A 23,649-nucleotide genomic window follows, 5' to 3' on the forward strand; every position below is an offset into this window, starting at 1 on the left:
GATGTAGAGGGCAGAATGCCAAATCAAAAACGCTCTGTAAAGCGTTGAAATCGTTTATTTCGTTCCAAACATACGGTCACCCGCATCGCCCAGACCGGGGACGATGTACCCGAGTTCATTGAGTTTTTCGTCCAAAGAGGCCGTGACGATTGGCACATCGGGGTGCGCCTCTTTCATGCGCGCCACACCTTCGGGTGCCGCCAAGAGGCACAAAAACCGAATATCTTTGGCACCCGATTCTTTAACCAAATCGATCGCAGCCGCCGAAGAATTGCCCGTCGCCAGCATCGGATCAACGACAATGGCGGTGCGCTCTTCCATGCGTTTTGGCAGCTTGTTGTAGTACTGGACCGGCTGCAAAGTTTCCTCGTCGCGGTACAAGCCAACAAAGCCGACGCGCGCCGCCGGGATCAGCTCAAGGATACCATCCATAAGGCCGTTACCGGCACGCAAGATCGACACCAGCGCCAATTTCTTGCCCTCAATCACCGGCTGTTGCGTCGGCCCCATCGGCGTTTCGATATCCTTGAGGGTCACGGGCAGTTCACGCGTCACCTCATAGGCCAACAATAGGCTAATTTCGCGCAGCAGCTGGCGAAAAGACGCGGTCGAGGTATCCTTTTCACGCATCAACGTCAGCTTGTGTTGCACCAGCGGGTGATCAACGATGGTCAGATGTTGGCTCATGACGTCTCCAATGCTTTGCGAATCTTCGCCTTTGTATCTGCGTTGCAGAAGGCCGCGTCCACGGCATTCTTGTCTATTTGGTCAAAGATTTCCTCGTCCCAGCCAAAGACCCCCACCAGATCGGCATATTCTTTGCGCATTGTCGTGTGAAAGAACGGCGGATCATCGGTGGACACGGTCACTTTGACCCCCCGTTCCCGTAGCTTTTCGATCGGGTGCTGATCAAGCGCATCATAAACGCCAAGGAACACGTTTGATCCCGGACAGACCTCAAGCGTGATGTCGCGTTCAATCAACATATCGACAACGGCCAAATCTTCGCTGGCGCGCACGCCATGACCGATGCGTTCAACGCCAAGATCCTCGACCGCCTCGCGGACCTCTTGCGGGCCGCGCCATTCACCGGCATGAGAGGTGAGGTGCAACCCCGCCTCGCGGGCCATGTCGAAACTATAGGCAAAATCCTTTTGCTGGCCTTGGTTTTCGTCACCGCCCATGCCCAGACCAACAATGAAATCCCCCGCCGTTTCGGCGGCGCAAAGGGCGGCGGGCTTGGCTTTGTCCGGGCCGAAATGGCGGATTGGCGTGGCGATCCCGCATAGGGTGATGCCAAGATCGCGCTCGGCCTCAGCCGCCGCATCTTGAATGGCATGAAGGTATTCTTTCCACGCCTCAACATCGCTATTGCCGCAGAAATCCGGGCTGATGAAGCTTTCGATATAGATCACATCGCTTGCGGCGGCCTCTTCGAGGACCGCGCGGGTTAGCCGGGCAAACTCCTCGGGGCCGGTCAAGACCGATGTCGCCGCCTCATAGACCGACAGGAAATGCACGAAATCACGGTAATCATACGACCCGTCTTCGCGAAAAATCTTGGACAGATCGACGTTCTTTTCCTGCGCCAAACCGCGAATGAACGCCGGCGGGGCCACACCCTCAAGATGTGTGTGCAGCTCGATCTTGGGGCGCTTGATGATGGCGTCTAAGCGCTCTTCACTGATCATAGAAAACTCCTGCCCGGCCCCTGTGCCGGGATGTTAAGATGGGCGGCGATACTTGCGGCAACATCGGCAAAAGCGATCTGTCCGATCTCTCCTGCACCTTTGCCCGCCACCAAAACCGGAACCCGCTCACGGGTGTGATCCGTCCCGGACCAGCTTGGGTCGTTGCCGTGATCTGCGGTGATCACCAGCATGTCACCGTCCCGCAGACGCGCCAAAAGCTTGCCCAGCTCCACGTCAAACCATTCCAGATGCCGCGCATAGCCGGAGATGTCGCGGCGATGGCCATATTCGGAATCAAATTCGACGAAATTGGCGAAGGTCAAACTCCCGTCCTCCCCCGTTTCAACCCAATCCGAAAGATGTTCCATCAGCGTGGCATCGGGGCCTTTGCGGACCTCATCAATGCCGGTCATTGAAAAGATGTCGCCAATCTTTCCAACCGCATAGACGGCGCGTCCGGCGTCTTGCGCCCAGTTGGTCAAAACCGAATTTGGCGGGGTGATTGCGAAATCCTTGCGGTTGGATGTGCGGGTGAAATTGCCCGGTTCGCCCACAAAGGGGCGCGCAATCACGCGGCCAACTTTCATCTCATGCAGGACCGGCGCAAGGCCCTTGCAGAGGTCATAAAGCCGATCGAGACCAAAATGCTCTTCGTGGGCGGCAATCTGAAACACGCTATCGGCCGACGTATAGCAAATTGGAAAACCCGTCTCGATATGCTCGGTGCCAAATTGCTCAATCATCACCGTGCCCGAGCCATGGCAATTGGCCAAAATCCCGGTCGTCCCGGCAAGCTCAGCGGCTTTGGCGGAAATCTCGGCGGGAAAGGCCGGGTGCGTATCCGGGAAATAGCGCCAATCCCACGGCACCGGCAGACCGGCGAGCTCCCAATGGCCCGACGGTGTGTCCTTGCCTTTGGACACCTCGGTCGCGGCGGCAAACCGCCCCGTCAATTCCGGGCTTGGGGCCGCCATTCCGCTGGCCAATGTCAACGCGTGAAAAAGCCCGAGCGACGCCAGATTTGGGACGTTTAACGCGCCGCTGCGCCCCTCTTCGGCCCGCCCCTCGGCACAGGCCTGCATGATATGGCCCAATGTATTGGCACCGGTATCGGGCAGATCACCGTTGAAATAGGCATCCGCATCGGGCGCTCCGCCAACGCCGACGGAATCCATCACCACCAAAAAGGCCCGCATCACGCCACCCTTTCGATCATAAGCGGCACCGGTTTCGGGGCCTTGTTTCCAAACGTCATCGCATCCTGTACCGCCCGCGCCGCCGCGTCGGCCTGTTCTTCGCGGGCCGCGTGAACCACGGCAATCGGTTGCCCCTTGGCCAGCTTGTCGCCCAAGCGCACCACATCCGTAAGACCAACGGCCGGGTTGATAATATCAGTCTCGACCCGGCGTCCGCCGCCAAGATCCACCACCGCAAGGCCAAGTGCTTCGCCGTCAATCGCCGTGACAACGCCAGCTTGCGGGGCCACAACTTCGCGGATCACTGGGGCTTCGGGCAAAAAGCGCCGCCAGTCGTCCACAAAGCTTAGTGGGCCGCCAAGGGCATAGACCATCTTGCCGAACCGCTCCGCCGCCTCACCCGAGGAGATCGAGGCGCGCAGTTTGGCTTCGCCATCGACAATCCCGGCGGTTTTCAACAGCTCAACCCCAAGGTCTACACTCAGCTCAAGTAAGGGCCCCGCCAGCTTGCCGGTCAACACCTGCATACACAGATCAACCTCAAGCGCATTGCCGAGCGAGGGCACCAAAGGTTGGCTCATATCGGTGATCAAGGCGCTGGTCGGGCATCCGGCGGCATTGGCCGTCGACACCAAAGACCGTGCAAGCGCGCGCGCCTCATCGGCGGTTTTCATAAAGGCACCGGAGCCGACCTTTACATCCAACACCAGCGATTGCAGCCCCGCCGCCAGCTTTTTGGACAGGATCGAGGCCGTGATCAGATCAAGGCTTTCGACCGTGCCGGTGACATCGCGGATCGCATAAAGCCGCTTGTCCGCCGGGGCGATATCCGCCGAGGCGCTGACGATGGCACAGCCTGCGTCCTTTACGATCTCACGAAACCGCGTCTCATCCGGGGTCACCGAATAGCCGGGGATCGCCTCGAGCTTATCAAGCGTGCCGCCGGTATGGCCCAATCCCCGCCCGGAAATCATCGGGTTGTAAACGCCACAGGCCGCCAGCATCGGGGCAAGCACAAGGCTCACACAATCGCCAACCCCGCCAGTGGAATGCTTGTCGACAACGGGGGCATCGAGATCCCAATCCAACACATGGCCGCTGTCGCGCATCGCCAGCGTTAGGGCGACGCGCCCGGTTTCGGACAGCCCCCGAAGACACACGCCCATCGCAAAGGCCCCGGCCTGGGCCGCACTTACCCGGCCATCGGCCAACCCATGGGCAAACCACGACAATTCGGCTGGGCTTGGGTCTTCACCTTTGCGCAGGGCCGCGTTGATTGCACGAGCATCCATCAGGCATCGCCTCCGGTCTCGGTCTCCATGTGATCACGACCAAAGGCCCCCGGCAGCAAATCGCCGACCTTTGTGATTAGCTCCGCCCCATCAATCGTGGCCAGCGTCACCTGCGCCCCGGATTTGGCAAATTCCGCCAATTTCTGACGGCAGCCCCCGCAAGGCGGCACCGGATGCGGGCTATCGGCAATCACATAGGCTTCGGCAATTTCGGTCTCGCCATCAGCAACCATAGCGGCAATTGCACCGGCTTCGGCACATGTCCCTTCGGGATAAGCAACGTTTTCTACATTACACCCGGTATACGTCTTCCCCGACGGGGTGCGCAGCGCCGCGCCAACTTTGAAATGGGAATAAGGGGCATAGGCATTCTCGCGCACGGCGCGGGCCAAATCAGACAACGACTCAGGTCGGGACATCAAACTCTCCGGTAATCAAGGCGGCAGTTTGCGAAGCGGGTCACCAGAATGCAAGACCCCGTTATTGTCTCTGGCCCCAGCGTCAATTCAGTTTTCAATTTTTGCGGGAAACTGCTAAGCCACACCGGACCACCGCCCCAGAACGGAATTTGGTTTAACGCTAAACCATATTGGAAATCAGGACTTACCATGACCGACTCAGCCAAGGAAACATTGCGCCAGGCGGCGCTGTTTTACCACGAGAACCCGCAACCGGGTAAATTGGAGATCCGCGCGACCAAGCCGCTGGCCAATGGCCGCGACCTAAGCCGCGCTTATTCACCGGGCGTGGCCGAGGCTTGTCTTGAGATCAAAGAAAACCCGGAAAACGCCGCCCGCTACACAACGCGTGGCAATCTGGTTGCGGTTGTGTCCAACGGAACGGCGGTCTTAGGCCTTGGAAACATTGGCGCTTTGGCCTCCAAACCGGTCATGGAAGGCAAGGCGGTCCTGTTCAAGAAGTTCGCCGATATTGATTGTTTTGACATCGAGGTTGACCAACCCGACCCCGAAAAGCTTGCCGAAATTGTCTGTGCGTTGGAACCGACCTTTGGCGCGATCAACCTCGAAGACATCAAAGCGCCCGATTGTTTTATCGTTGAACGAATTTGTCGCGAGCGGATGAACATCCCGGTTTTTCATGACGATCAACACGGCACCGCGATTGTTGTCGGCGCTGCTGCGACCAATGCTTTGCATGTGGCGGGCAAAAAATTCGAAGACATCAAGATTGTTTCGACTGGCGGTGGTGCCGCTGGGATTGCCTGTCTCAACATGCTGTTGAAACTTGGCGTCAAACGCGAAAACGTCTGGCTTTGCGACATCCATGGCCTCGTTTACGAGGGCCGCGACATCGACATGAATCCACAAAAGGCCGCCTTTGCCCAAGCGTCAGATTTGCGCAGCTTGGACGAGGTGATCGATGGGGCCGATATGTTCCTTGGCCTCTCTGGACCGGGGGTGCTTAGCCCCGACAACGTGTCGAAAATGACCAAACGCCCGATCATCTTTGCCCTTGCCAATCCAACACCGGAAATCATGCCTGACCTCGCGCGTACCGTCGCGCCCGACGCCATCATCGCAACGGGCCGAAGCGATTTTCCAAATCAGGTCAACAACGTACTCTGCTTCCCCTTCATCTTCCGAGGGGCGTTGGACGTTGGCGCAACCGAAATCAACGACGCGATGCAAGTCGCTTGTGTCGAAGGGATCGCCGCCCTTGCCCGCGCCACCACAAGCGCCGAAGCCGCCGCCGCTTATCGCGGAGAACAGCTCACATTTGGCGAAGATTATTTGATCCCCAAACCGTTTGACCCACGTCTGTCCGGCGTTGTTTCGACTGCTGTCGCCAAGGCCGCGATGGAAACCGACGTCGCCAAACGCCCGGTCACCGACCTTGAGGCCTACAAGCAAAAGCTTGACGCAAGCGTGTACAAATCCGCCCTGCTCATGCGGCCAGTTTTCCAAGCCGCCGCCACCGCGTCGCGCCGCATCGTTTTTGCCGAAGGCGAAGACGAACGTGTTTTGCGATCCGCCCAAGCGATCTTGGAAGAAACCACCGAAACACCGGTGTTGATTGGCCGCCCGGATGTGATCAACGCACGCTGCGAAAAGCTTGGCCTCGAAATTCGCCCCGAGCGGGATTTCAATATCGTGAACCCCGAAAATGACCCGCGCTATCGCGACTATTGGGAGGCCTATCACCAACTCATGTGTCGCCGCGGTGTCACCCCCGAAACCGCCCGCGCCATCATGCGCACCAACTCGACCGCCATTGGCGCGATCATGGTCCACCGAGGCGAGGCGGATAGTTTGATTTGCGGGACCTTTGGGGAATTCCGCTGGCATTTGAACTATGTAAATCAAGTGCTTGGCAGCGAAACCATGCGCCCGCACGGGGCTTTGTCGATGATGATCCTTGAGGATGGGCCACTGTTCATTGCCGACACCCATGTGCGCTCCCTGCCCTCGCCCGAGGAACTTGCCGAAAGCGCAATTGGCGCGGCGCGGCATGTGAAACGCTTTGGTCTTGAGCCCAAAATCGCCTTTTGCTCGCAATCGCAATTTGGCAACCAGGCAGAAGGTTCGGGCAAGCGCCTACGCGAGGCGATGGCCATTCTCGACAAGAAACAACATGACTTCTGCTACGAGGGTGAGATGAATGTCGACGCCGCCCTAGACGAGAATTACCGCGAGATCGTCTTGCCCGGAAACCGCATGAAAGGCAGCGCCAATGTGTTGATCTTTGCCCATGCCGATGCGGCCTCTGGCGTGCGTAACATCTTGAAAATGAAGGCCGACGGGCTTGAGGTTGGGCCTATCTTGATGGGCATGGGCAACCGCGCCCATATCGTCACGCCTTCGATCACGGCGCGGGGCTTGCTCAACATGGCCGCCATCGCCGGCACCCCGGTTAAGGCCTATAGCTAAGCAAGGTTGGGCGGGTGTTCCCCGCCCACCTCATATTCAAGCGGCACCAGATCGTTGTTCTCAACCGTAAAGCTTTTGCGGCATCCGGCCGCTCCGATTTTGCCACAGGCGGAGCCGTGCAAGTTCAAGGTGATCACCGGTTTCACCGTGACCTGATAGCCATACATATGGCCACCGCCGATGCGTACAAACCCGCCCCCCTGTTGTTGGCGATAGAACTCCATCGGGCACCCCGCACTGCCACAAAATAGCGACGCCGCCTTGTCACAGGTGATCTGAGCGTAATCAATCACCTCATCCACCAGCCCATCATGATCAAAATCCTCTTTGATTACGGCCCCGTCTTCCACCGTCACCGCCCCACCAAGGGTCTGACAATCTTTCTCTACCCTTGCCTTTGCCAAAGCCAACGGCTCCTGAACCGGCGGAGGGGGTGGCAAGGAACACTGCCGCGCCGCGCTATCCAGCGCCTTGGACGAGCCTCGCAACGACATTGCCGTCCTATTCACAACCTCGCCACTTGTGCCATCCATCAAAACCAGCTCGGCCCGCGTTCCTGATTTCAAGGCTGCAATAAGCGCTCCATGGGCTGCAAGGTCATAGGGCGCGTGGTAATCCTCGTAATCCGTTTGCCCCGTATGGGAAAACGTCATGTGACCGGCGTCCTTTCCATCAACCAAAACACGGGCCTGAATGGATTTTGGCAACACCCCACCGTGGAAAAAGACACGATGCGCCAGCGGCTTTTGGTTTTGACAGCCGACCATGTAGCAAAAATAATTGGCCTGCTCCTTGTCATCGACGGGGCAAACAACCGCGCCTTTGAACCCGGTGTTGGCGTTGTCAAACGCCTCCCATCTCCCCTGCGCTGCCGCTGAGTTGCTGATAAATAAAACCGTCAACAGCGCAATAACCGACGCTTGTGCCAAACGCATTTTCACCCCCTCAAGACAACCAACGTTCAACCTAAAGATGCCGGGTTTTGCCGTATCTGGCAACGGATTTGAGATTCGCATCTGAGACAGTGACAAATTCGCAGTTTGGGTTTGCAATTTTGCATTTCCATCGGAAATTTGCAGTCAAAGGGCTAAAACACAGGGGCTTTGCAAAAATTTGCAAGGAACATTTTGAAAAACCACATATTCCTCTGCGGTAATCTGTCCACATCATGGCCAAGACACTTGCCCGGATCAAGGCGCGCCGCTTATGCCTTTGCCAGAGGATGGAATTAGTGGAGGACACCATGGGCTATCAAGAGGTTTACGACAGCTGGAAATCCGATCCCGAGGGGTTCTGGATGGACGCCGCCAACGCAATCGACTGGGACAAGAAACCCAGCAAAGCGCTCAGCGATCTCGGCGGAGACATGTATGAATGGTTCGCCGATGGCATGGTTAACACCTGTTATAACGCCGTGGACCGTCATGTCGAAAATGGCCGGGGCGAGCAAACCGCGATCATCTATGACAGCCCAATCACCCACACAAAACGCGAAATCACCTATGTTGAGCTGCGCAACCGCGTTGCCAATCTTGCCGGTGCTCTGCGCGCCAAAGGTGTCGAAAAAGGCGACCGCGTTATCATCTATATGCCGATGATCCCCGAGGCGCTTGAGGCTATGTTGGCCTGTGCGCGTTTGGGTGCGATCCATTCGGTTGTGTTTGGGGGCTTTGCCGCCAACGAATTGGCGGTGCGTATTGACGATGCCAAACCCAAAGCCATCATCGCCGCCTCTTGCGGGTTGGAGCCGGGACGCGTGGTTCACTACAAGCCGCTCTTGGATGGCGCGATTGACCTTGCCGATCACAAGCCCGACTTCACCGTCATTTTCCAACGTGAACAAGAGGTTGCCGAGCTAAAAGAAGGTCGCGACTTTAACTGGCACGGTTTTCAATACGGTGTTGAGCCAGCCGAATGTGTTCCGGTCGAAGGCAACCATCCGGCCTATATCCTCTATACCTCTGGCACCACTGGCGCGCCCAAAGGCGTAATCCGCCACACCGGCGGTCAGCTTGTGGCGCTGAACTGGACGATGAAAAACATCTATAATGTCGACCCTGGCGATGTGTTCTGGGCCGCGTCGGATGTGGGTTGGGTCGTTGGCCACAGCTATATTTGCTACGGTCCGCTGATCCACGGCAACACCACCATCGTGTTTGAGGGCAAGCCCGTCGGCACCCCCGATCCCGGCACCTTCTGGCGGGTGATCGAAGAGCACAAGGTCAAAACCTTCTTCACCGCGCCGACCGCCTTCCGCGCTGTGAAACGCGAAGATCCGACCGGTGAATACGTTAAGAAATACGACCTAAGCTGTCTTGATCAGGTGTTCTTGGCCGGTGAGCGCGCCGACCCCGACACCATCGTTTGGGCGCAGGATCAGCTGAAAAAGCCGATCATCGACCATTGGTGGCAAACCGAGCTTGGCTATCCCGGCGTGTGTAACCCGGTTGGCATCGAACTTTTGCCGGTCAAGCTTGGCTCGCCTTCTGTGCCGCTCCCTGGGTATGACATGAAAATCCTCGATGAAGCGGGCAACGAATTGCCGCCCGGCGAATTGGGGGCCATTGTCACGCCGCTGCCCCTGCCGCCCGGCACCTTCCCGACCCTATGGAATGCCGAAGATCGTTTTAAGAAAAGCTATCTGACCAATTTCCCCGGTTACTATGAAACCGGTGATGCGGGCATGATCGACGAAGACGGCTACCTCTATATCATGGCGCGCACCGATGACGTGATCAACGTCGCCGGTCACCGCCTGTCGACGGGTGGCATGGAAGAAGTGCTTGCTGATCACCCCGATGTTGCCGAATGCGCCGTGATTGGTGTGTCCGATAGCCTCAAGGGGCAGATGCCCATGGGCTTTCTCTGCCTGAACGCCGGTACGACCAAGCCCGACGACGAGATCGTCAAAGAGGTGGTCAAGCTGGTGCGTGAAAAAATCGGCCCGGTTGCGGCGTTCAAACTGTGCTGCGTTGTTGATCGCTTGCCCAAAACCCGTTCGGGTAAAATCCTGCGCGGAACTATGGTGTCGATTGCTGATAGCAAAGAGTACAAAATGCCCGCCACCATCGACGACCCGGTCATTCTGGACGAAATCAAAGTGGCGCTTCAGGGGCTTGGCTACGCCAAAGGGTAAACTGCGCCCGAAAAGAACATGATTAAAGCGGGCCTGCGGGCCCGTTTTTTATGCTTTGTAGTCACCCAATGTTAACGATCAACACCAACCGACAAGCGGGGCCGATAGAGACGTGGGCTCAACAGCACTCTGCGCAGGAGACCGCCATAGGCTCGGGGGAAACCGGATGGGAGATCAAGAACTTGACCTCTTATTTGGTCTCATTGATCTTGAGGATCGTATAAGAATTGCCGCGAATATATCTGACATTCCCAGATTGTCGTGTTTTGGGATTCCGAGCAACTTGGTCGAAAACAAGAATATCGAACTTCTGCCCGCCCAAACGGTACACCCCCTCATACCGACCCGGCGCTATTTGCGACAAACCGTCTGGGGGTGACAAGGGGGCAAACCCCTGCCGAACGAGACTTTTCATAACCTCTGATTGTGCCTGTTGTGCGAAAACCCCCACGCGCTTCAAGCGACAGGTTAGCATTTTGGTATCCCAAGTCCGATCGCCTCTATTCGGTTTGGCAACATTGCGGCCGATCACAAAACTGGCCGAATAAGTTGCACGGCGACTGGAACTTCCACGGGTGAAAGGCACCCTTGTTCGAAAACGGAAACGACATCTCGCGTTTTAGAATCCGCAACAGACTTGCCATTGGGTTGATCGGTCATACACCCGCCAACGGCCAAGGCGAACAAAAGGAGGATTGGCGACGCAAGTTTGGGAAACAACGTGGAAATCGGCATGAGAAACGTCCTGCATCAAAAAACCTGACACAGACTGTGTCAGCTCAAGTGACCCGTCGCAACCGCTTATTTTTTAACGCCTCTTGCATCCCATATGCGACCCTGACACCTTGCTCCGAGGACTCCGCCGTTGACAGGACCGATGGAAATGCCCAGAGAAACGCGCCGCCAGATTTTCGAGGCTCGCCAACGAAAACGCGCCAATACCATTGCCGCGATTTCGACTGTTGCGGTTTTTGCCGCCATCATCCTTCTGATCCCGCTGGCCCCCGGTTGGGAAAACGTCAAACGCAGCTTTTTCAACGGCGCGGTGTTTGCCAAAACCTTTCCCGGCCTGCTCGAAGCCTTTGTCATGGATGTGGCGATTTTCCTGTGGTGCGCGCCTCTGATTGCGGCACTTGGCTTGGCCGTGGCCATCGCTCGCGACCTGCGCAATCCCGCCCTCTATCCGCTCCGGCTTTTCGCCATCGCCTATACCGATATTTTCCGTGGTCTGCCGGTCATTTTGGTGATCTATCTGATTGGCTTTGGCATCCCAGGCCTCGGCCTGCCGCGCCCTTGGAATTCACCTTATATCTGGGGCTCTTTGGCGCTGATCCTCGTCTATTCTGCCTATGTGGCCGAGGTGATCCGCTCGGGTATTGAATCCATCCACGACAGCCAGCGTAACGCCGCCCTGTCCCTTGGCCTATCGGGGGGCGACGCGATGCGTTTTGTCATCCTGCCCCAGGCCGTGCGCCGGGTGGTTCCGGCCAATATGAACCTGTTCATCGCCCTGCAAAAAGACGTAGCATTGCTTAGCTTTATCGGCCCGGTTGAGATTTTCCGCCAAGCCGGGGTCTACAAATCCCTGATGGCCAATTTTACCCCCTATGTCGGGGCGGCGCTGATCTTTTTGGCGCTGACCATCCCCGCGACCCGCTATGCGGATTACCTGATGAACAAACAATCCAAGGCGCGTAGCTAATGGCCGATCTTGTCCTTGAAAACGTGCAAAAAGCCTTTGGTGACAACCCGGTTATTCGCGGCATTGATTTGACCATTTCGCAGGGCGACATGGTCTGTTTGATCGGCGCGTCGGGCTCTGGCAAATCGACTTTGCTGCGCTGTATGAATCTATTGGAACCGATAGATGACGGGCGCATCTTGCTTGACGGCGATGACATTTCCGAACCGGGCAAAGACCCACAGCCGGTGCGCCAACGCATTGGCATGGTCTTTCAAAGCTACAACCTGTTTCCGCATATGACCGCGCTTGACAATGCGCTTTTGGCACCGCGCCGGATCACCCGAAAATCCAAATCCGAACTGCGCCCCGGCATCGAAGAGATGTTCGCGCGCTTCGGCCTTGACGATCGGATGCTGCATTATCCAGATCAGCTCTCGGGCGGTCAACAGCAACGTGTGGCGATCATCCGCGCCTTGGCCATGCGGCCTGAAATTATGCTGTTTGATGAAATCACCTCCGCGCTTGACCCAGAGTTGGTTGGCGAAGTGCTCGATGTATTGCGCGACCTGCGCGCCCAAGGCATGACCATGGTTTTGGCCACCCATGAAATGGGCTTTGCCCGAGAGTTGGCCGACAAAGTCTGTTTTCTGGATCAAGGGCGCATTCTCGAAGACGGGACGCCAGAGCACATCTTTGAGACGCCACAAGAAGAACGAACCAAGGCGTTTTTGTCTCGTGTCCTATAGCCCAAGCGGCCAAAAACAAGGAATTTCCATGCGCAGACTAAAAACCACCGCCGCCGACATGGTCGCCGTCGCGCGGGCGCGGATCACCGAATACGAAACGCCCGATCTGATCGCGTTGGTCGATGACCCTAACGTCGTCATTGTTGACATTCGCGATGTGCGCGAACGTCAGCGCAGCGGATATATCCCCGGTTCCTTTCATGCGCCACGCGGGATGTTAGAATTCTGGGTCGACCCGGAAAGCCCTTATTTTAAAGAGATTTTCGGACAGGATAAAACCTTTGTTCTTCATTGCGCCTCTGGCTGGCGCTCGGCGCTAAGTGCGGCGACCTTGAACGATATGGGCTTTGAGGTTGCACATCTTCGCGAAGGGTTTTCCACCTGGGAAGCACAGGGCGGGCCAGTTGAAAAAGACCACGCCAGCAAGACCTAAGCGAAGCCCAGGCCATGAATTTCTAACCCTCACACCGGCATTTTGCCACAAACAGATACCCTAGGGTCAGGTTTTCCCTCGTTGACTCATTTGCCTCGTCTGACCGATCATCAAAGCACTTGCCCCAAAAGGCTTTTTTGAGAGGATGTTCCCGTGCGCAATTTCGTCGCTGCCATTGCATTGATCGCTGGGCTTGGCCCACAGGCCCCGGCCCTTGCGCAAGACATCGTTGGGTTTGACCGCGGCGATTTCGGCAATATTGTTCTGAACCGCAAACAATCCGCCAGCGCCGGTGACATCGAATTTGAGTTGTCGGTTGGTGACTATAACAACGAAAGCATCCGCAACTATTCCCCGGCCAGTATTTTTGCCAAGATCGGCCATTCGGTGGGACGGTTGGATATTTTGACCGACAAGGGCATTTTCCCCTGCACGGCCTTTATCGTCGACAAGAAACACATTCTCACCAATTACCATTGTGTGCCCGGTATTTTGGACAATGAACGCGCCGGGGCCACTCGGATTGACGCGGTGCAATTTGTGGCCGGCTACACCCAACAAGGGGTCGAAGAAGGCACCCGGAAATTCACCGTCAGCCCAACGCCGGTCGAGGCGCATGAAGACCTTGATTATGCGCTACTTGAGGTTCTTGGTGACCCGAGCGCCGAATACGGCATGCTCAAACTCGCCGCGGCCACGCCCCATGATGGCGATCCTTATTGGGTGATTGGCCACCCGATGGGCGAGGCCCAGCGCATCAGCCGGGAAAAGTGCAAAGCCAACAACCCCGCCCTGTCCAACAACCGCTTGCTGCATACCTGCGACACCCTGCCGGGCAACTCCGGCTCGCCGGTGATTGATGCGTCATTGCAGATGGTTGTCGGACTTCATCATGCCGGGTCCAAGCGAGACAGTGTTAATTTCGCCATTCCGATGTCCGAAATCATTGAACGCTCTCAAATACTTGAGGCGGCTTTGACAACGCAAAACGATGCCACGCCGGTTGATCCAACCCCGCCTGAGGTGACGCCCCCAACGGACACGCCGCCAAAAGACGAGACACCGCCGACCCCGGATCAGGATGAGGCCGGGGCGCTTTGTGATGCGCTTTATACCGAGGCCAAAGGATACGGCGAGTGCTTTGCCTATCGTGCCTATGTCGAACAATGTCAGGGCCATAAATTCGCGCCTTTTGCCCAAAGCTTTATCAATCATCAGTGCAAAAGCGCCGAGGTCACCCCGCCCATCACCCCCGCGCCGATCGAGCCAAAGCCTATTGATCCGGTGCCGGTCACCTATCTGCGACCATGGTGCAACGCCTCGCATTTGAACCCGACAGAAGCCGCCATTTGTGGCGATGCCTATCTGGCCGGTTTGGATGAACGGCTGTCGCGCGCCTATAACACCCAATCTGGGCGCAGTACCGCGCGTCAGCAGGCGACATGGCGCACCTCAACCCGCGATGCCTGTGGCAGCAACACATCCTGTATTGGCCGCGCCGTTTTGGACCGGATCACCTATTTGGAAACCCCGGTCGTTACGCCGCCGCCCGCAAATGGGGGGGGCAGCTATAACACTGTGCGCGGAAACTACCGCCTGTCGTCAAGCAAATGCTACATCGTCACCGCGTCGCGCAGCTCGATCTCCGAAGCCGTTAGCTTTGCCAAACAATGGTTCCCCGGTCGCTCGGGTGTGCGGATTTTCCAATCCACCAACGGCTATTACGGCATCACCGTCAAGACGGTCTCCAAGTCCAGTTCTGACTGGGAAATCAATCAGTTGAAATCCCAAGGGGCCATCCCCGGTGATAGCTATTGTTCCTCGGGCCGTCGCTATGTCGCCGAAGTTCTTTGGCAAGGTGGCGGTGCCCAAGCACCGATCCAGACGCCAACCCCAAACACCCGCATCATGTATGTGGCCAACAACAAGGATGGCGGGCTAAATGTACGCCCCGGTCCCGGTACGCAATATGCCTATTTCACCGAGATTGATCCCGGCACCCGCCTTCAGGTTGTTGGCAGCTCGGGCAAATGGTCAAACGTGATTTTGCCAAGTGGTCAAGAGGGTTGGGTTTACACCCCGCTTTTGACCGCCACCCAACCCTATGTGCGTCAATGTCGGGCCACGGTACGCGGTTTGCGCCCGGTCTCGAACTATAACGCCTCTACCGGCGCGGGCTTTCTTGCCGTGCGCTCCAAACCCTCGACCAAGGGGCGCAAAGTCTCTGAGGTCTATCTGGGCGACAATGTGCGCGTGGTTGCCCAAAGCGGCAATTGGGCCCGCATCCAATGTATCTCGGGGCAGTGCCGCTCTCCCTATGCCGGACGTGCCGGTGTGCGCGGTTGGTCCTCGAAAAAGTACCTTTCCATCAGTTGTAATTAACTCGACCCATTAATCAGCCACCAGCTTCGGTAGCAGGAGAAATGATATGAAACGCAATGTTCTGTTGACGGCCAGTTACTTGGCAACGGCGGCATTATTGGCCGCCCCCGCCTGGGCCCAAGATGAAACCGGGGCTCCTGCCCTTCCTATGGATGCCACCCCGGCCGAAGAAGCCGCCTATCAGGTGTTGGATAAATACTGTGCCGGGTGCCATCAGGATGGTGCTTTGAACGACGGTTTAGCCAAATCGAAATCCGGGTTTGGGCATGTTCTGGACATGCGCCGTTTGGCCCAAGATCCGAAATTTGTGTCGCTTGGCGATCATACGAAATCCAAGCTCTATCAGGTGATTGCCGGTGGTTCGCCCCCGATGCCAGACAATTGTTGGTCCCCCGATTGCACCCCCAAGGCCGAAGAGCTTGAGGTGTTGAAACTCTGGATCGACGAGCTTGATGATAATATCGCCGAAAAGGCGTTTGTGTCGCTCGAAGATTTGCACCGCTTGGCCCATAATGATTTGCAAAAGCAGCCAACAAATCGCCGCGACCGCATCCGCTATATCTCACTCCGTCCCTTGTATAACGACAAGGATGTCAGCCCAGAGAACTACGAAGCCTACCGTCAGGCGACGATCAAATTGATCAATGCGCTAAGCTGGAACCCAGAACCCTACACTTGGGAAAAGGTTGATGAGCACGGTGTTTTAATGCGGATTTACCTACCGGAAATCGACTGGGATCATGCCAAATGGCACCGCCTCGAAACCATCTATCCTTATGGTTACACAAGCGACACCGACCCCTACCTGAACCCGCTCAAGCACATGGCCAAAACCGATGTGCCAATCATTCGCGCCGATTGGTTTGCCTCTACCGCGCCGGTCTCGCCGCTTTATTATGACCTGCTGGGCCTCCCCGATACAGTTCAGGGTTTGGAAAGCTTGCTGGGCCTGAACATGGCCAAGAACATTACCAATGAACAGGTGGTGCGCGCCGGTTTCCAGAATTCAGGCGTCAGCACCAACAACCGTTTGATTGAACGCCATGCCCTTGGCACCGGATTCTTTTGGACGTCCTATGACTTTGCCGGGTCCAAGGGACGGCAAAGCTTCTTTGAGTATCCGCTTGGCCCCAAGGAAGTTTATGGCGAAGAGCTTGCCTTTAACCATGATGGTGGCGAGTCGATCTTTACCTTACCCAACGGGTTTCACGCCTATTACCTAAACACCGCCGAAGGCACGCGTTTGGATGTCGGCCCGACCAGCATTGTGCGCGACGACGATTATTCCGACGGCACCGGCGAAGTGGTCAATGGTATCAGCTGCATGTCCTGCCACTCCAAGGGTATTCGTTATAACGACGATGCGGTGCGCGATGTCGCCCTCAACAACCTCGCCTTGTCCTCCGAGGCGCGCCAGACCATCGACGCGATCTACCCCGGTCAGGACGTTGTTCAAGATTGGTTCAAAAAGGATGAGCAGGCGTTTTTCGCCACCCTGCGCTCGGCCGGAATTGACGCTGAAACAACCGCTGGCGGGTTGGAACCGATCCGCGGGTTGTTTGTCTATCACGTCGACCATTTTGTTGATTTGCAACAGGCCGCAAATGAGCTTGGCATGACCGAAGAAATGCTGCGCAAGCGGATGCCTTTTGTCGGCCATCAGTTCGCAAGCCTGATGACCCGGCTTGAGCAATCGCCAATTGCACGGGATGAATGGACAGCGGCCTATCCGGCGTTGTTAGAGAAATTGACCGACTATCGCCCGGTTCTCAATGATCACAAGGCTCCGGCCAACCTGACGGCCTCGGTCGCCGCCGTGGTCAAAGACACACCATACGCACCACCAGCGGCGGATCATGGCTCGGTCTATGCGGCCCCACCGGCCAAGAAAGACACGCCCATCACCACCTATGCAGATGTGTCCAAACCGGATCACAAACCGCATGATCCGGTGGCCCATTCGGTGCCAAGCCAGTCACATCTGACGGTTTATACCGACAAGCCGACCTATACCGTGGGTGAGGGTCTAAAAGTGTTCATCGAACCGCGTCACGATTGCCGCCTGACCCTCATCTCGATTGATGATCGTCACCAGAGTTGTGTCTTGTACCCCTTCCCTGGGTTGGATGACATCGTGATCAAGGGTGGCTCGCAATATGTCTTCCCACCGCGTGGCACGCTGAAAACCACGCATCAGGGGCTGGAAACCATTCTGGCGATCTGTAACGGCGGGCATGACGCGATTGATCTGCACACCCGCGACACCTCCAAAGTGTCCTGTGCCGCCGATCACAAGCCGCTGAACAAAGACCAATACGAGACAGTTGTGAACGAAGTTCTGGCGCTTGATCTTGGTGACGATGGCGGCAAGGACAAACACAATGTTGCCGGTGTCGATTACCGCGGCGTTAGCGACCACAACCCCAAGATCGTGAAATCACAGATCTCGGTTGTTGTGACCGCCCATTAACAAGGAGTTCGGAGATGTTGAAATTCCTCACAACCTCCGCCCTGTGTCTTGGTTTTAGTCTGGGGCTGCCTTTGGTGGCCCCAACACCGGCACAGGCCCAAAGCGGAGAGATATTCATACCCGGTGCGGACAACGCCGTTCCGATGATGAAGCCCAAACCAACCAACCCCTTGGCGCGCTGTATGTTTGACGCCTCGGCCGCCAATTGTTCGAACGTCGGGCGAAGCGAAGACGGTGTTCAATTCGAAAGCGCCGTGGCCCCGCAATATGAAACGCTTGTTCTGGATTTGAACGATCACAAGGTGGCGATTAGTACCGAGCCGCCGGCCAAACCACCGGTCTATGATGCGCCACCCGTGAAAGACCCATACAAAGCGGCGGACCATACCGCGCCAAAAACCCATAGCCCCGATCCGGCCTATCCGGATGGTAAAGTGGCGCTACCGTCGGTCGCGATTTCGATTGAGTTTGATTATAACAGCGACCACATCCGCGCCGACCAACTTGGCAAGCTGACGCAACTGGTTCAGGCGTTACAGGACCCGGCCCTTGCGGGCACGCCTTATGCTGTGATTGGTCATACGGATGCGGTGGGATCGGCGGGGTATAACTGTGATTTGTCCCTGCGCCGCGCCGCCTCCGTGACCGAAGCGCTCGAGCTAAGCTACGTGCAATTGCCGCTATACCCGGTGGGGTTTGGAGAGCATGTGCTTAAGGACGAGTACAACCCCAAAGCGGCTGAAAACCGGCGGGTGACGTTTTTGCGCCTGCCCGATCACCCCGGCGTGGTGTTGCAAACCGCTAACGCCGTTTGCCACTATTGAAACGGATTTGGGGCCCATGACATCGCGGGCCCCACACCCAAATTCCATGCATGGAATTTGCAAAAGTTTTGCAAAACTTTTTGGCGTTACCCTTTGAGACGGTTTTCCAAATCTTTGGCCAAATGCGCCATCCGGGTTTTGAATCGCTTGTCCAGCCCACCTTTGGCCAGTTTCAGCGATTGAACCAACAAGCGCGCCGACAACGTTTTAGGGACAAATTCAGTTGTCACACCGATCCGGGTACGCGACCGCGACAGCGCTACCAAATCTACGATTGTCCGCGCCTCAAGCCCGCCTGACACACTGTCAAACACCATCTGTTCCGGCGCGCTATATTGCGCCAGTTCAATCACGGCGGTGCGTGTCTTACCGCGGAACTTGAAACCGGCTTCCCAGCTGAGCCCTTCGGCCACTTCACCCGGATCATTGGTGCGCTGCACCTCAATGCCACGGCGCAGAACTTGCCGTTCAATCCCCTCGAAATCGGTGATTTCCGCAAAAACCCGATCAAGGGGTGCTTCGATATCTTCGCGTGCCGTCAGTTCCATCAGTCCCACCTGCCCTTATCGATTGCTTGTCCAGCTTATTGACCACTGCATAGCGCAAAAAAATGGTTAATCCAATCGGTCAGCCAGCCAATTTCGCATCAGAAAATGCGCAATTGCGCCTTTTCGGCCCGGTAAAATATCACTGCGCAAGCCGGCATAAGCCTCGATCATGTCTTCGCGGGTCACCCATCGGGCATCCTCAAGCTCATTTGGGTCCAAGGTGATCTCATCGCTCGTCGCTTCGCCATGGCACCCGATCATCAAAGACGATGGAAAGGCCCAAGGTTGACTGGCGAGGTAGCGCACCGGACCAACGGTGATCCCGGCCTCTTCGAACACCTCACGGCGCACCGCCGCTTCGATGGTTTCGCCCGGCTCCAAAAAACCCGCAAGACAGGAATACATCCCATCAGGCCACCCCGGAGAGCGCCCCAAAAGCGTTTTGTTTCCGCGCGTGATCAACATGATCACCACCGGATCGGTGCGTGGGAAATGCGGTGTGCCGCAATCGGGGCAAACCCGTTGCCACCCGGCTTGAAACAGCTCGGATTTTGCGCCGCATTTGCTGCAAAATCCATGGCTTGCATGCCATGCAAAAATAGACCGCATGGTTGCCGCCAATTCGGCGTCACGCGCAGACAGGCGCACCATGATCGCGCGCAATTCGGCAAAACGTTCATCGCCACCAAAAGCGGGATGTTGTTGTTCCGATGGGTCCAAAAACTGCGCCATCGCTTCGGCGTCCAATTCGGGCGGTTCCCATCCCGAAATGTCATGGGCAAAAATCCCAGCCCCATCTTCGCGGCCCATAAAGATCGGCCCATCTTGGGTCTCGGCCAGAATGGGGTGGTCCATCGGCACCCGCACCAGATCAAGCCCCTCGGTACCCGACACCAGTGGCTTGCCACGCCAGATCAAAATACAGCGCGCCCGCGCGTCCTGCATCAATCCGGCCAAGGCCGGAATATCGCCCCGCACTTCCGCCGCTCGGTCCAACCCCGAGCCACCAAATGTGACCTCTTCGGCATGTTTCATGTCGCGCCCTTCCTCAATTGCCGCGACCTTGCCGCGCCGCGCCAGCGGATGCAATCGCCATAGCGCGACGTCATAGCAAGATGTAATCAATCCATGATTGAAATGCGCGGGGATGTGATAGCCTGTCACAGTACTGTTGAGATTCGCTGCCATGCAGCACGCAGGACCAATCATAACAACCAATAGGGTGACTCATGTCCAAACCATTGACTTCTCTATCCCGCCGTCAGTTCCTGGCAAGCACCTCGGCCGGGGCCGCAGTGATCGCATTGCACCCCTATTCGGTAGCCGCCGCAACAAATCAGGCGCATTTACGTATTTTGGAAACAACCGACATCCACGTTCATGTGCACCCCTATGATTACTACGCGGACAAGCCCCGCGACACGGTTGGCCTGTCGCGCGCTGCATCGATCATCAATGACATACGCGCCGAGGCCACCAACTCGTTGCTGGTCGACAACGGGGATTTCCTTCAGGGCAACCCAATGGGTGATTACATCGCCTATGAGCGCGGCATGAAAGAAGGGGACATGCACCCCATCATCACGGCCTTCAATACGCTCGGCTATGATGCGGCGACAATCGGCAACCACGAATTCAACTACGGTCTCGATTTCTTGATGAAGTCCACCGCCGGGGCCGAATTCCCGATTGTTCTGGCAAATATCGCCAAAGAAAAAGGCGCAACGGCGCGCGATGACACCACGTTGTTCAAGCCCTATTCGATCTTGGAACGGACCGTGACAGACGGCAACGGTGACAGCCATCCGATCAAAGTTGGCGTGATCGGCTTTACGCCTCCGCAAGTGATGAACTGGGATCGCCGTCATATGGAAGGCAACGTCGAGGCGCGCGACATCGTCGAAACCGCCAAGGCCTATATCCCTGAAATGAAAGAACAAGGGGCCGATATCATCATCGCCCTGTCGCATTCGGGCATTGGGTCTGCCGATCATAACGACGGCATGGAAAATGCCTCGGTGCCTTTGGCAGCTGTTGATGGAATCGACGCGTTGGTTACCGGGCATTCGCACTTGGTCTTCCCGTCGGCGACATATGCGGATTACGCCGCCGTTGACGCCGAAAAAGGCACCATTCACGGCAAACCCGCTGTGATGGGCGGCTTCTGGGGCTCGCATCTGGGGGTGATTGACCTGTTGCTGGAACGCGAGGGCAATGAATGGCGCGTGGTCACCACCACGTCGGAATCGCGTCCGATTTCCAAACGCAACGAAGACCGCTCTATCACGGCTTTGGTTGAGGATGATCAGGCGGTCTTGGCGGCCACAGCGAAAGATCACGAAGAAACCCTCGCTTATGTGCGCCGTGCGGTCGGCAAAACCTCGGCCCCGCTGCACAGCTATTTCGCACTGGTTGCGGATGATCCATCGGTTCAAATCGTTTCAATCGCGCAAAAATGGTATGTCGAACAGATGCTCAAGGGCACCGAACACGAAGGCCTGCCAGTTCTGTCTGCGGCGGCACCTTTCAAGGCCGGTGGTCGTGGTGGTCCTGAGTATTACACCGACGTTGCGGTTGGCGATGTGGCGATCAAGAATGTCTCCGACCTCTATCTTTACCCCAACACCGTGCGCGCGGTGCGGGTCACCGGGGCGCAAGTCAAAGGCTGGCTGGAACGCTCGGCCGGGATGTTCAACCAGATCGACGCCGGATCCAAGGACGCGCTGTTGCTGAACCCGTCCTTCCCCTCTTACAACTTCGACGTGATTGATGGGGTGACCTATCAGATCGACCTCAGCCAACCGTCGCGCTTTGGCCCCAAAGGCGAGATGATGGATGAAAACGCCTCGCGCATTGTCGATCTGCAATTCAATGGTGCGCCGGTGAGTGATGACATGGAATTCATCATTGCCACCAACAACTACCGCGCCTCGGGTGGCGGAAAGTTCCCCGGCACCATGGATACCATCGTGTTCGAAGCCCCCGACACCAACCGCGATGTGATCGTGCGCTATATCGTCGAACAGGGCACAATCGATCCCAAGGCCGACGCCAATTGGTCGTTTGCGCCGCTGGGCGACACGACGGTTCTATTCGAAACCGGCCCTAAGGCGCGGGATTATATTGATGACGTCAAAGGGGTGTCGATCGAAGATGCCGGTGATGGGGCCGATGGTTTTGCCGCCTTCCGGATCAAGCTGTAAACTAGGCTGAAAAAAAGAAACAGGCGCGACGACTTTCGCGCCTGTTTGTCGTTGTAGGTAGCTCGGCGGGACGGCGGGCGGGGCGACGTGCCCAAGGGGCACAAGCGGCGCAGCGCCGCATCCCGTGACAATCCGCAAAGGTCCGCCTATGAGTAAGGCCAGTTTTAAAACAGGATCCCTCATGTACAAGTTTCTCGCTGGCATGATTGTCATGGCCGCAATTGGCGCTTTTCTTAGCAAACCAACCCGTGACGACGCCTATCAAGAGATTGCGCATCTCACCCGCGCCACACTAGAGCAACAACAATTGCACGAGGCCCAAGGCATAGGTGCCGCCGCTTTGCTGGCCTGCCGGCTGTCTCCACAATCCTGCGTCGACTTGCTCATGTCCGGGCTCGACCTCAACTACGAAGACCGCATTCTCTATGCAAAGATTGACCTTGACGGGTTCGGTATGGAAGCCAAATGCTATGGCGCGTTTTCCAAGTTCTATTGCCCCGATGGATTGGTCAAACAGTGACCTACCAAGCCGTCATTTTCGACCTCGATGGCACATTGCTTGATACCGAGGCTCAAGCCATTGCCGCCGGGCAACGCGCTTTTGATCAGCTTGGGATTTCTGTGCCCGAGGGTTTCTTGTATCAAATGGTTGGTGTCGATTTCCACACCGGCATGGCCCGGATTGTCAAACGTTGGCCTGATATAGATACCGCTGCGCTTGACAAAATTTGGGCCAAAGAAGCGCGTGATATGGCGGATCGGGGCATCCCCCTTAAAACCGGCGCGTTGGATCTCTTGGACAAAATTGATGCGCTTGCCCTTCCCAAAGCCATCGCAACCTCGTCTTTTTCCCATTCAGCAACCCGGAAACTTGCAGCGGCAGGCCTCTCAGATCGGTTCGAGATCGTGGTATCGGTCGATTGCGTTGCAGCCCCCAAACCCGCCCCCGCTCCATATTTGCTGGCTGCGGAACGGTTGGGGGTCTCTGCGCAAAATTGCCTTGCTTTTGAGGATAGCGAAACCGGAGCGCAATCGGCTTTTGGCGCGGGCATGACCGTGGTGCTGGTGCCCGATATTGGCAAAACCAGCGGTACATACGCCCATCACGTTGCCTCTGACTTGCTGCAAGGTGCAAAGATGGCGCGGCTCTTTTAGT

General features: G+C 56.8%; 19 protein-coding genes. 11 read left to right on the forward strand and 8 right to left on the reverse strand.

Features of this window, described 5'->3' with window-relative positions; translation table 11 throughout:
• Positions 1–54 precede the first annotated feature (54 nt).
• From upp to AC5EFR_RS11880, 5 genes are read right to left on the reverse strand one after another with little or no spacing between them, the layout of a single operon-like run.
• Complete coding sequence (upp, locus tag AC5EFR_RS11860; protein ID WP_299924399.1) at positions 55–687, reverse strand: uracil phosphoribosyltransferase; 633 nt, start codon at positions 685–687, stop codon at positions 55–57.
• Positions 684–1,691, reverse strand: coding sequence for an adenosine deaminase (locus tag AC5EFR_RS11865; protein ID WP_493576017.1), 1,008 nt, complete (start codon positions 1,689–1,691; stop codon positions 684–686). The genes upp and AC5EFR_RS11865 overlap by 4 nt, the downstream gene beginning before the upstream one ends.
• On the reverse strand, positions 1,688–2,890 hold the full coding sequence (locus AC5EFR_RS11870; RefSeq protein ID WP_493576018.1) for a phosphopentomutase: 1,203 nt from the start codon (positions 2,888–2,890) through the stop codon (positions 1,688–1,690). Before AC5EFR_RS11870 ends, AC5EFR_RS11865 begins: the two co-directional genes overlap by 4 nt.
• Positions 2,887–4,179 carry a thymidine phosphorylase gene (locus AC5EFR_RS11875; protein ID WP_493576019.1) on the reverse strand — a complete coding sequence of 431 codons (1,293 nt, stop codon included), beginning with the start codon at positions 4,177–4,179 and terminating at the stop codon, positions 2,887–2,889. Before AC5EFR_RS11875 ends, AC5EFR_RS11870 begins: the two co-directional genes overlap by 4 nt.
• The gene (locus AC5EFR_RS11880; protein ID WP_299937519.1) at positions 4,179–4,598 is read right to left on the reverse strand and encodes a cytidine deaminase; all 420 of its coding nucleotides are present in this window, start codon (positions 4,596–4,598) and stop codon (positions 4,179–4,181) included. Before AC5EFR_RS11880 ends, AC5EFR_RS11875 begins: the two co-directional genes overlap by 1 nt.
• 189 nt (positions 4,599–4,787) lie before the next feature.
• Here AC5EFR_RS11880 and AC5EFR_RS11885 point away from each other — a divergent pair, with 189 nt between their 5' ends.
• A complete protein-coding gene (locus AC5EFR_RS11885; protein WP_493576020.1) occupies positions 4,788–7,067 on the forward strand; it encodes an NADP-dependent malic enzyme in 2,280 nt (759 codons plus the stop codon).
• Here the strand turns inward: AC5EFR_RS11885 and AC5EFR_RS11890 are convergent.
• On the reverse strand, positions 7,064–8,002 hold the full coding sequence (locus AC5EFR_RS11890) for a hypothetical protein (protein WP_493576021.1): 939 nt from the start codon (positions 8,000–8,002) through the stop codon (positions 7,064–7,066). The two genes, AC5EFR_RS11885 and AC5EFR_RS11890, sit on opposite strands and share 4 nt — an antisense overlap.
• A gap of 308 nt (positions 8,003–8,310) precedes the next feature.
• On the opposite strand from AC5EFR_RS11890, the gene prpE reads away from it, so the two are divergent.
• From prpE to AC5EFR_RS11925, 7 genes are all read left to right on the forward strand, one after another.
• Positions 8,311–10,203 (forward strand): propionate-CoA ligase PrpE, encoded by a 1,893-nt coding sequence (gene prpE / locus AC5EFR_RS11895; RefSeq protein WP_493576078.1) that lies wholly within the window; start codon positions 8,311–8,313, stop codon positions 10,201–10,203.
• Positions 10,204–11,086: 883 nt separating this feature from the next.
• Positions 11,087–11,905 (forward strand): amino acid ABC transporter permease, encoded by an 819-nt coding sequence (locus AC5EFR_RS11900; RefSeq protein WP_493576022.1) that lies wholly within the window; start codon positions 11,087–11,089, stop codon positions 11,903–11,905.
• On the forward strand, positions 11,905–12,633 hold the full coding sequence (locus AC5EFR_RS11905; RefSeq protein ID WP_493576023.1) for an amino acid ABC transporter ATP-binding protein: 729 nt from the start codon (positions 11,905–11,907) through the stop codon (positions 12,631–12,633). Before AC5EFR_RS11900 ends, AC5EFR_RS11905 begins: the two co-directional genes overlap by 1 nt.
• Positions 12,634–12,661: 28 nt before the next feature.
• Positions 12,662–13,066 carry a rhodanese-like domain-containing protein gene (locus AC5EFR_RS11910; protein WP_493576024.1) on the forward strand — a complete coding sequence of 135 codons (405 nt, stop codon included), beginning with the start codon at positions 12,662–12,664 and terminating at the stop codon, positions 13,064–13,066.
• A 153-nt stretch (positions 13,067–13,219) separates the two neighbouring features.
• The gene (locus AC5EFR_RS11915; protein WP_493576025.1) at positions 13,220–15,448 is read left to right on the forward strand and encodes a trypsin-like peptidase domain-containing protein; all 2,229 of its coding nucleotides are present in this window, start codon (positions 13,220–13,222) and stop codon (positions 15,446–15,448) included.
• Between the two features lie 46 nt (positions 15,449–15,494).
• A complete protein-coding gene (locus AC5EFR_RS11920) occupies positions 15,495–17,918 on the forward strand; it encodes a DUF4384 domain-containing protein (protein WP_493576026.1) in 2,424 nt (807 codons plus the stop codon).
• 14 nt (positions 17,919–17,932) lie between these two features.
• Entirely contained in the window at positions 17,933–18,742 is an 810-nt protein-coding gene (locus AC5EFR_RS11925; RefSeq protein WP_493576027.1) for an OmpA family protein, read from the forward strand.
• A gap of 86 nt (positions 18,743–18,828) precedes the next feature.
• Here AC5EFR_RS11925 and AC5EFR_RS11930 read toward each other — a convergent pair whose 3' ends face one another.
• Both AC5EFR_RS11930 and nudC read right to left on the reverse strand, forming a co-directional pair.
• A complete protein-coding gene (locus AC5EFR_RS11930; protein ID WP_493576028.1) occupies positions 18,829–19,290 on the reverse strand; it encodes an SRPBCC family protein in 462 nt (153 codons plus the stop codon).
• A gap of 66 nt (positions 19,291–19,356) precedes the next feature.
• Positions 19,357–20,325: an NAD(+) diphosphatase gene (gene nudC / locus AC5EFR_RS11935; protein WP_493576079.1), complete on the reverse strand. Its 969-nt coding sequence runs from the start codon at positions 20,323–20,325 to the stop codon at positions 19,357–19,359.
• 194 nt (positions 20,326–20,519) lie between these two features.
• Here nudC and AC5EFR_RS11940 point away from each other — a divergent pair, with 194 nt between their 5' ends.
• The 3 genes from AC5EFR_RS11940 to AC5EFR_RS11950 all read left to right on the forward strand — a co-directional run bounded on the left by AC5EFR_RS11940 (position 20,520) and on the right by AC5EFR_RS11950 (position 23,648).
• The gene (locus AC5EFR_RS11940) at positions 20,520–22,493 is read left to right on the forward strand and encodes a bifunctional 2',3'-cyclic-nucleotide 2'-phosphodiesterase/3'-nucleotidase (RefSeq protein ID WP_493576029.1); all 1,974 of its coding nucleotides are present in this window, start codon (positions 20,520–20,522) and stop codon (positions 22,491–22,493) included.
• A 181-nt stretch (positions 22,494–22,674) separates the two neighbouring features.
• Entirely contained in the window at positions 22,675–23,013 is a 339-nt protein-coding gene (locus AC5EFR_RS11945) for a hypothetical protein (protein ID WP_493576030.1), read from the forward strand.
• Positions 23,010–23,648, forward strand: coding sequence for an HAD family hydrolase (locus tag AC5EFR_RS11950; RefSeq protein WP_493576031.1), 639 nt, complete (start codon positions 23,010–23,012; stop codon positions 23,646–23,648). The genes AC5EFR_RS11945 and AC5EFR_RS11950 overlap by 4 nt, the downstream gene beginning before the upstream one ends.
• Position 23,649: the final 1 nt, after the last annotated feature.

Source organism: Pelagimonas sp., from assembly GCF_058892305.1.

What these genes read in the sequence shown, in the direction of transcription:
- upp (WP_299924399.1), bottom strand. Translation starts at nt 687, where the DNA reads ATGAGCCAACATCTGACCATCGTTGATCACCCGCTGGTGCAACACAAG.
- AC5EFR_RS11865 (WP_493576017.1), bottom strand. Translation starts at nt 1,691, where the DNA reads ATGATCAGTGAAGAGCGCTTAGACGCCATCATCAAGCGCCCCAAGATC.
- AC5EFR_RS11875 (WP_493576019.1), bottom strand. Translation starts at nt 4,179, where the DNA reads ATGGATGCTCGTGCAATCAACGCGGCCCTGCGCAAAGGTGAAGACCCA.
- AC5EFR_RS11880 (WP_299937519.1), bottom strand. Translation starts at nt 4,598, where the DNA reads ATGTCCCGACCTGAGTCGTTGTCTGATTTGGCCCGCGCCGTGCGCGAG.
- AC5EFR_RS11885 (WP_493576020.1), top strand. Translation starts at nt 4,788, where the DNA reads ATGACCGACTCAGCCAAGGAAACATTGCGCCAGGCGGCGCTGTTTTAC.
- AC5EFR_RS11890 (WP_493576021.1), bottom strand. Translation starts at nt 8,002, where the DNA reads ATGCGTTTGGCACAAGCGTCGGTTATTGCGCTGTTGACGGTTTTATTT.
- prpE (WP_493576078.1), top strand. Translation starts at nt 8,311, where the DNA reads ATGGGCTATCAAGAGGTTTACGACAGCTGGAAATCCGATCCCGAGGGG.
- AC5EFR_RS11900 (WP_493576022.1), top strand. Translation starts at nt 11,087, where the DNA reads ATGCCCAGAGAAACGCGCCGCCAGATTTTCGAGGCTCGCCAACGAAAA.
- AC5EFR_RS11905 (WP_493576023.1), top strand. Translation starts at nt 11,905, where the DNA reads ATGGCCGATCTTGTCCTTGAAAACGTGCAAAAAGCCTTTGGTGACAAC.
- AC5EFR_RS11910 (WP_493576024.1), top strand. Translation starts at nt 12,662, where the DNA reads ATGCGCAGACTAAAAACCACCGCCGCCGACATGGTCGCCGTCGCGCGG.
- AC5EFR_RS11920 (WP_493576026.1), top strand. Translation starts at nt 15,495, where the DNA reads ATGAAACGCAATGTTCTGTTGACGGCCAGTTACTTGGCAACGGCGGCA.
- AC5EFR_RS11925 (WP_493576027.1), top strand. Translation starts at nt 17,933, where the DNA reads ATGTTGAAATTCCTCACAACCTCCGCCCTGTGTCTTGGTTTTAGTCTG.
- AC5EFR_RS11930 (WP_493576028.1), bottom strand. Translation starts at nt 19,290, where the DNA reads ATGGAACTGACGGCACGCGAAGATATCGAAGCACCCCTTGATCGGGTT.
- nudC (WP_493576079.1), bottom strand. Translation starts at nt 20,325, where the DNA reads ATGAAACATGCCGAAGAGGTCACATTTGGTGGCTCGGGGTTGGACCGA.
- AC5EFR_RS11940 (WP_493576029.1), top strand. Translation starts at nt 20,520, where the DNA reads ATGTCCAAACCATTGACTTCTCTATCCCGCCGTCAGTTCCTGGCAAGC.
- AC5EFR_RS11945 (WP_493576030.1), top strand. Translation starts at nt 22,675, where the DNA reads ATGTACAAGTTTCTCGCTGGCATGATTGTCATGGCCGCAATTGGCGCT.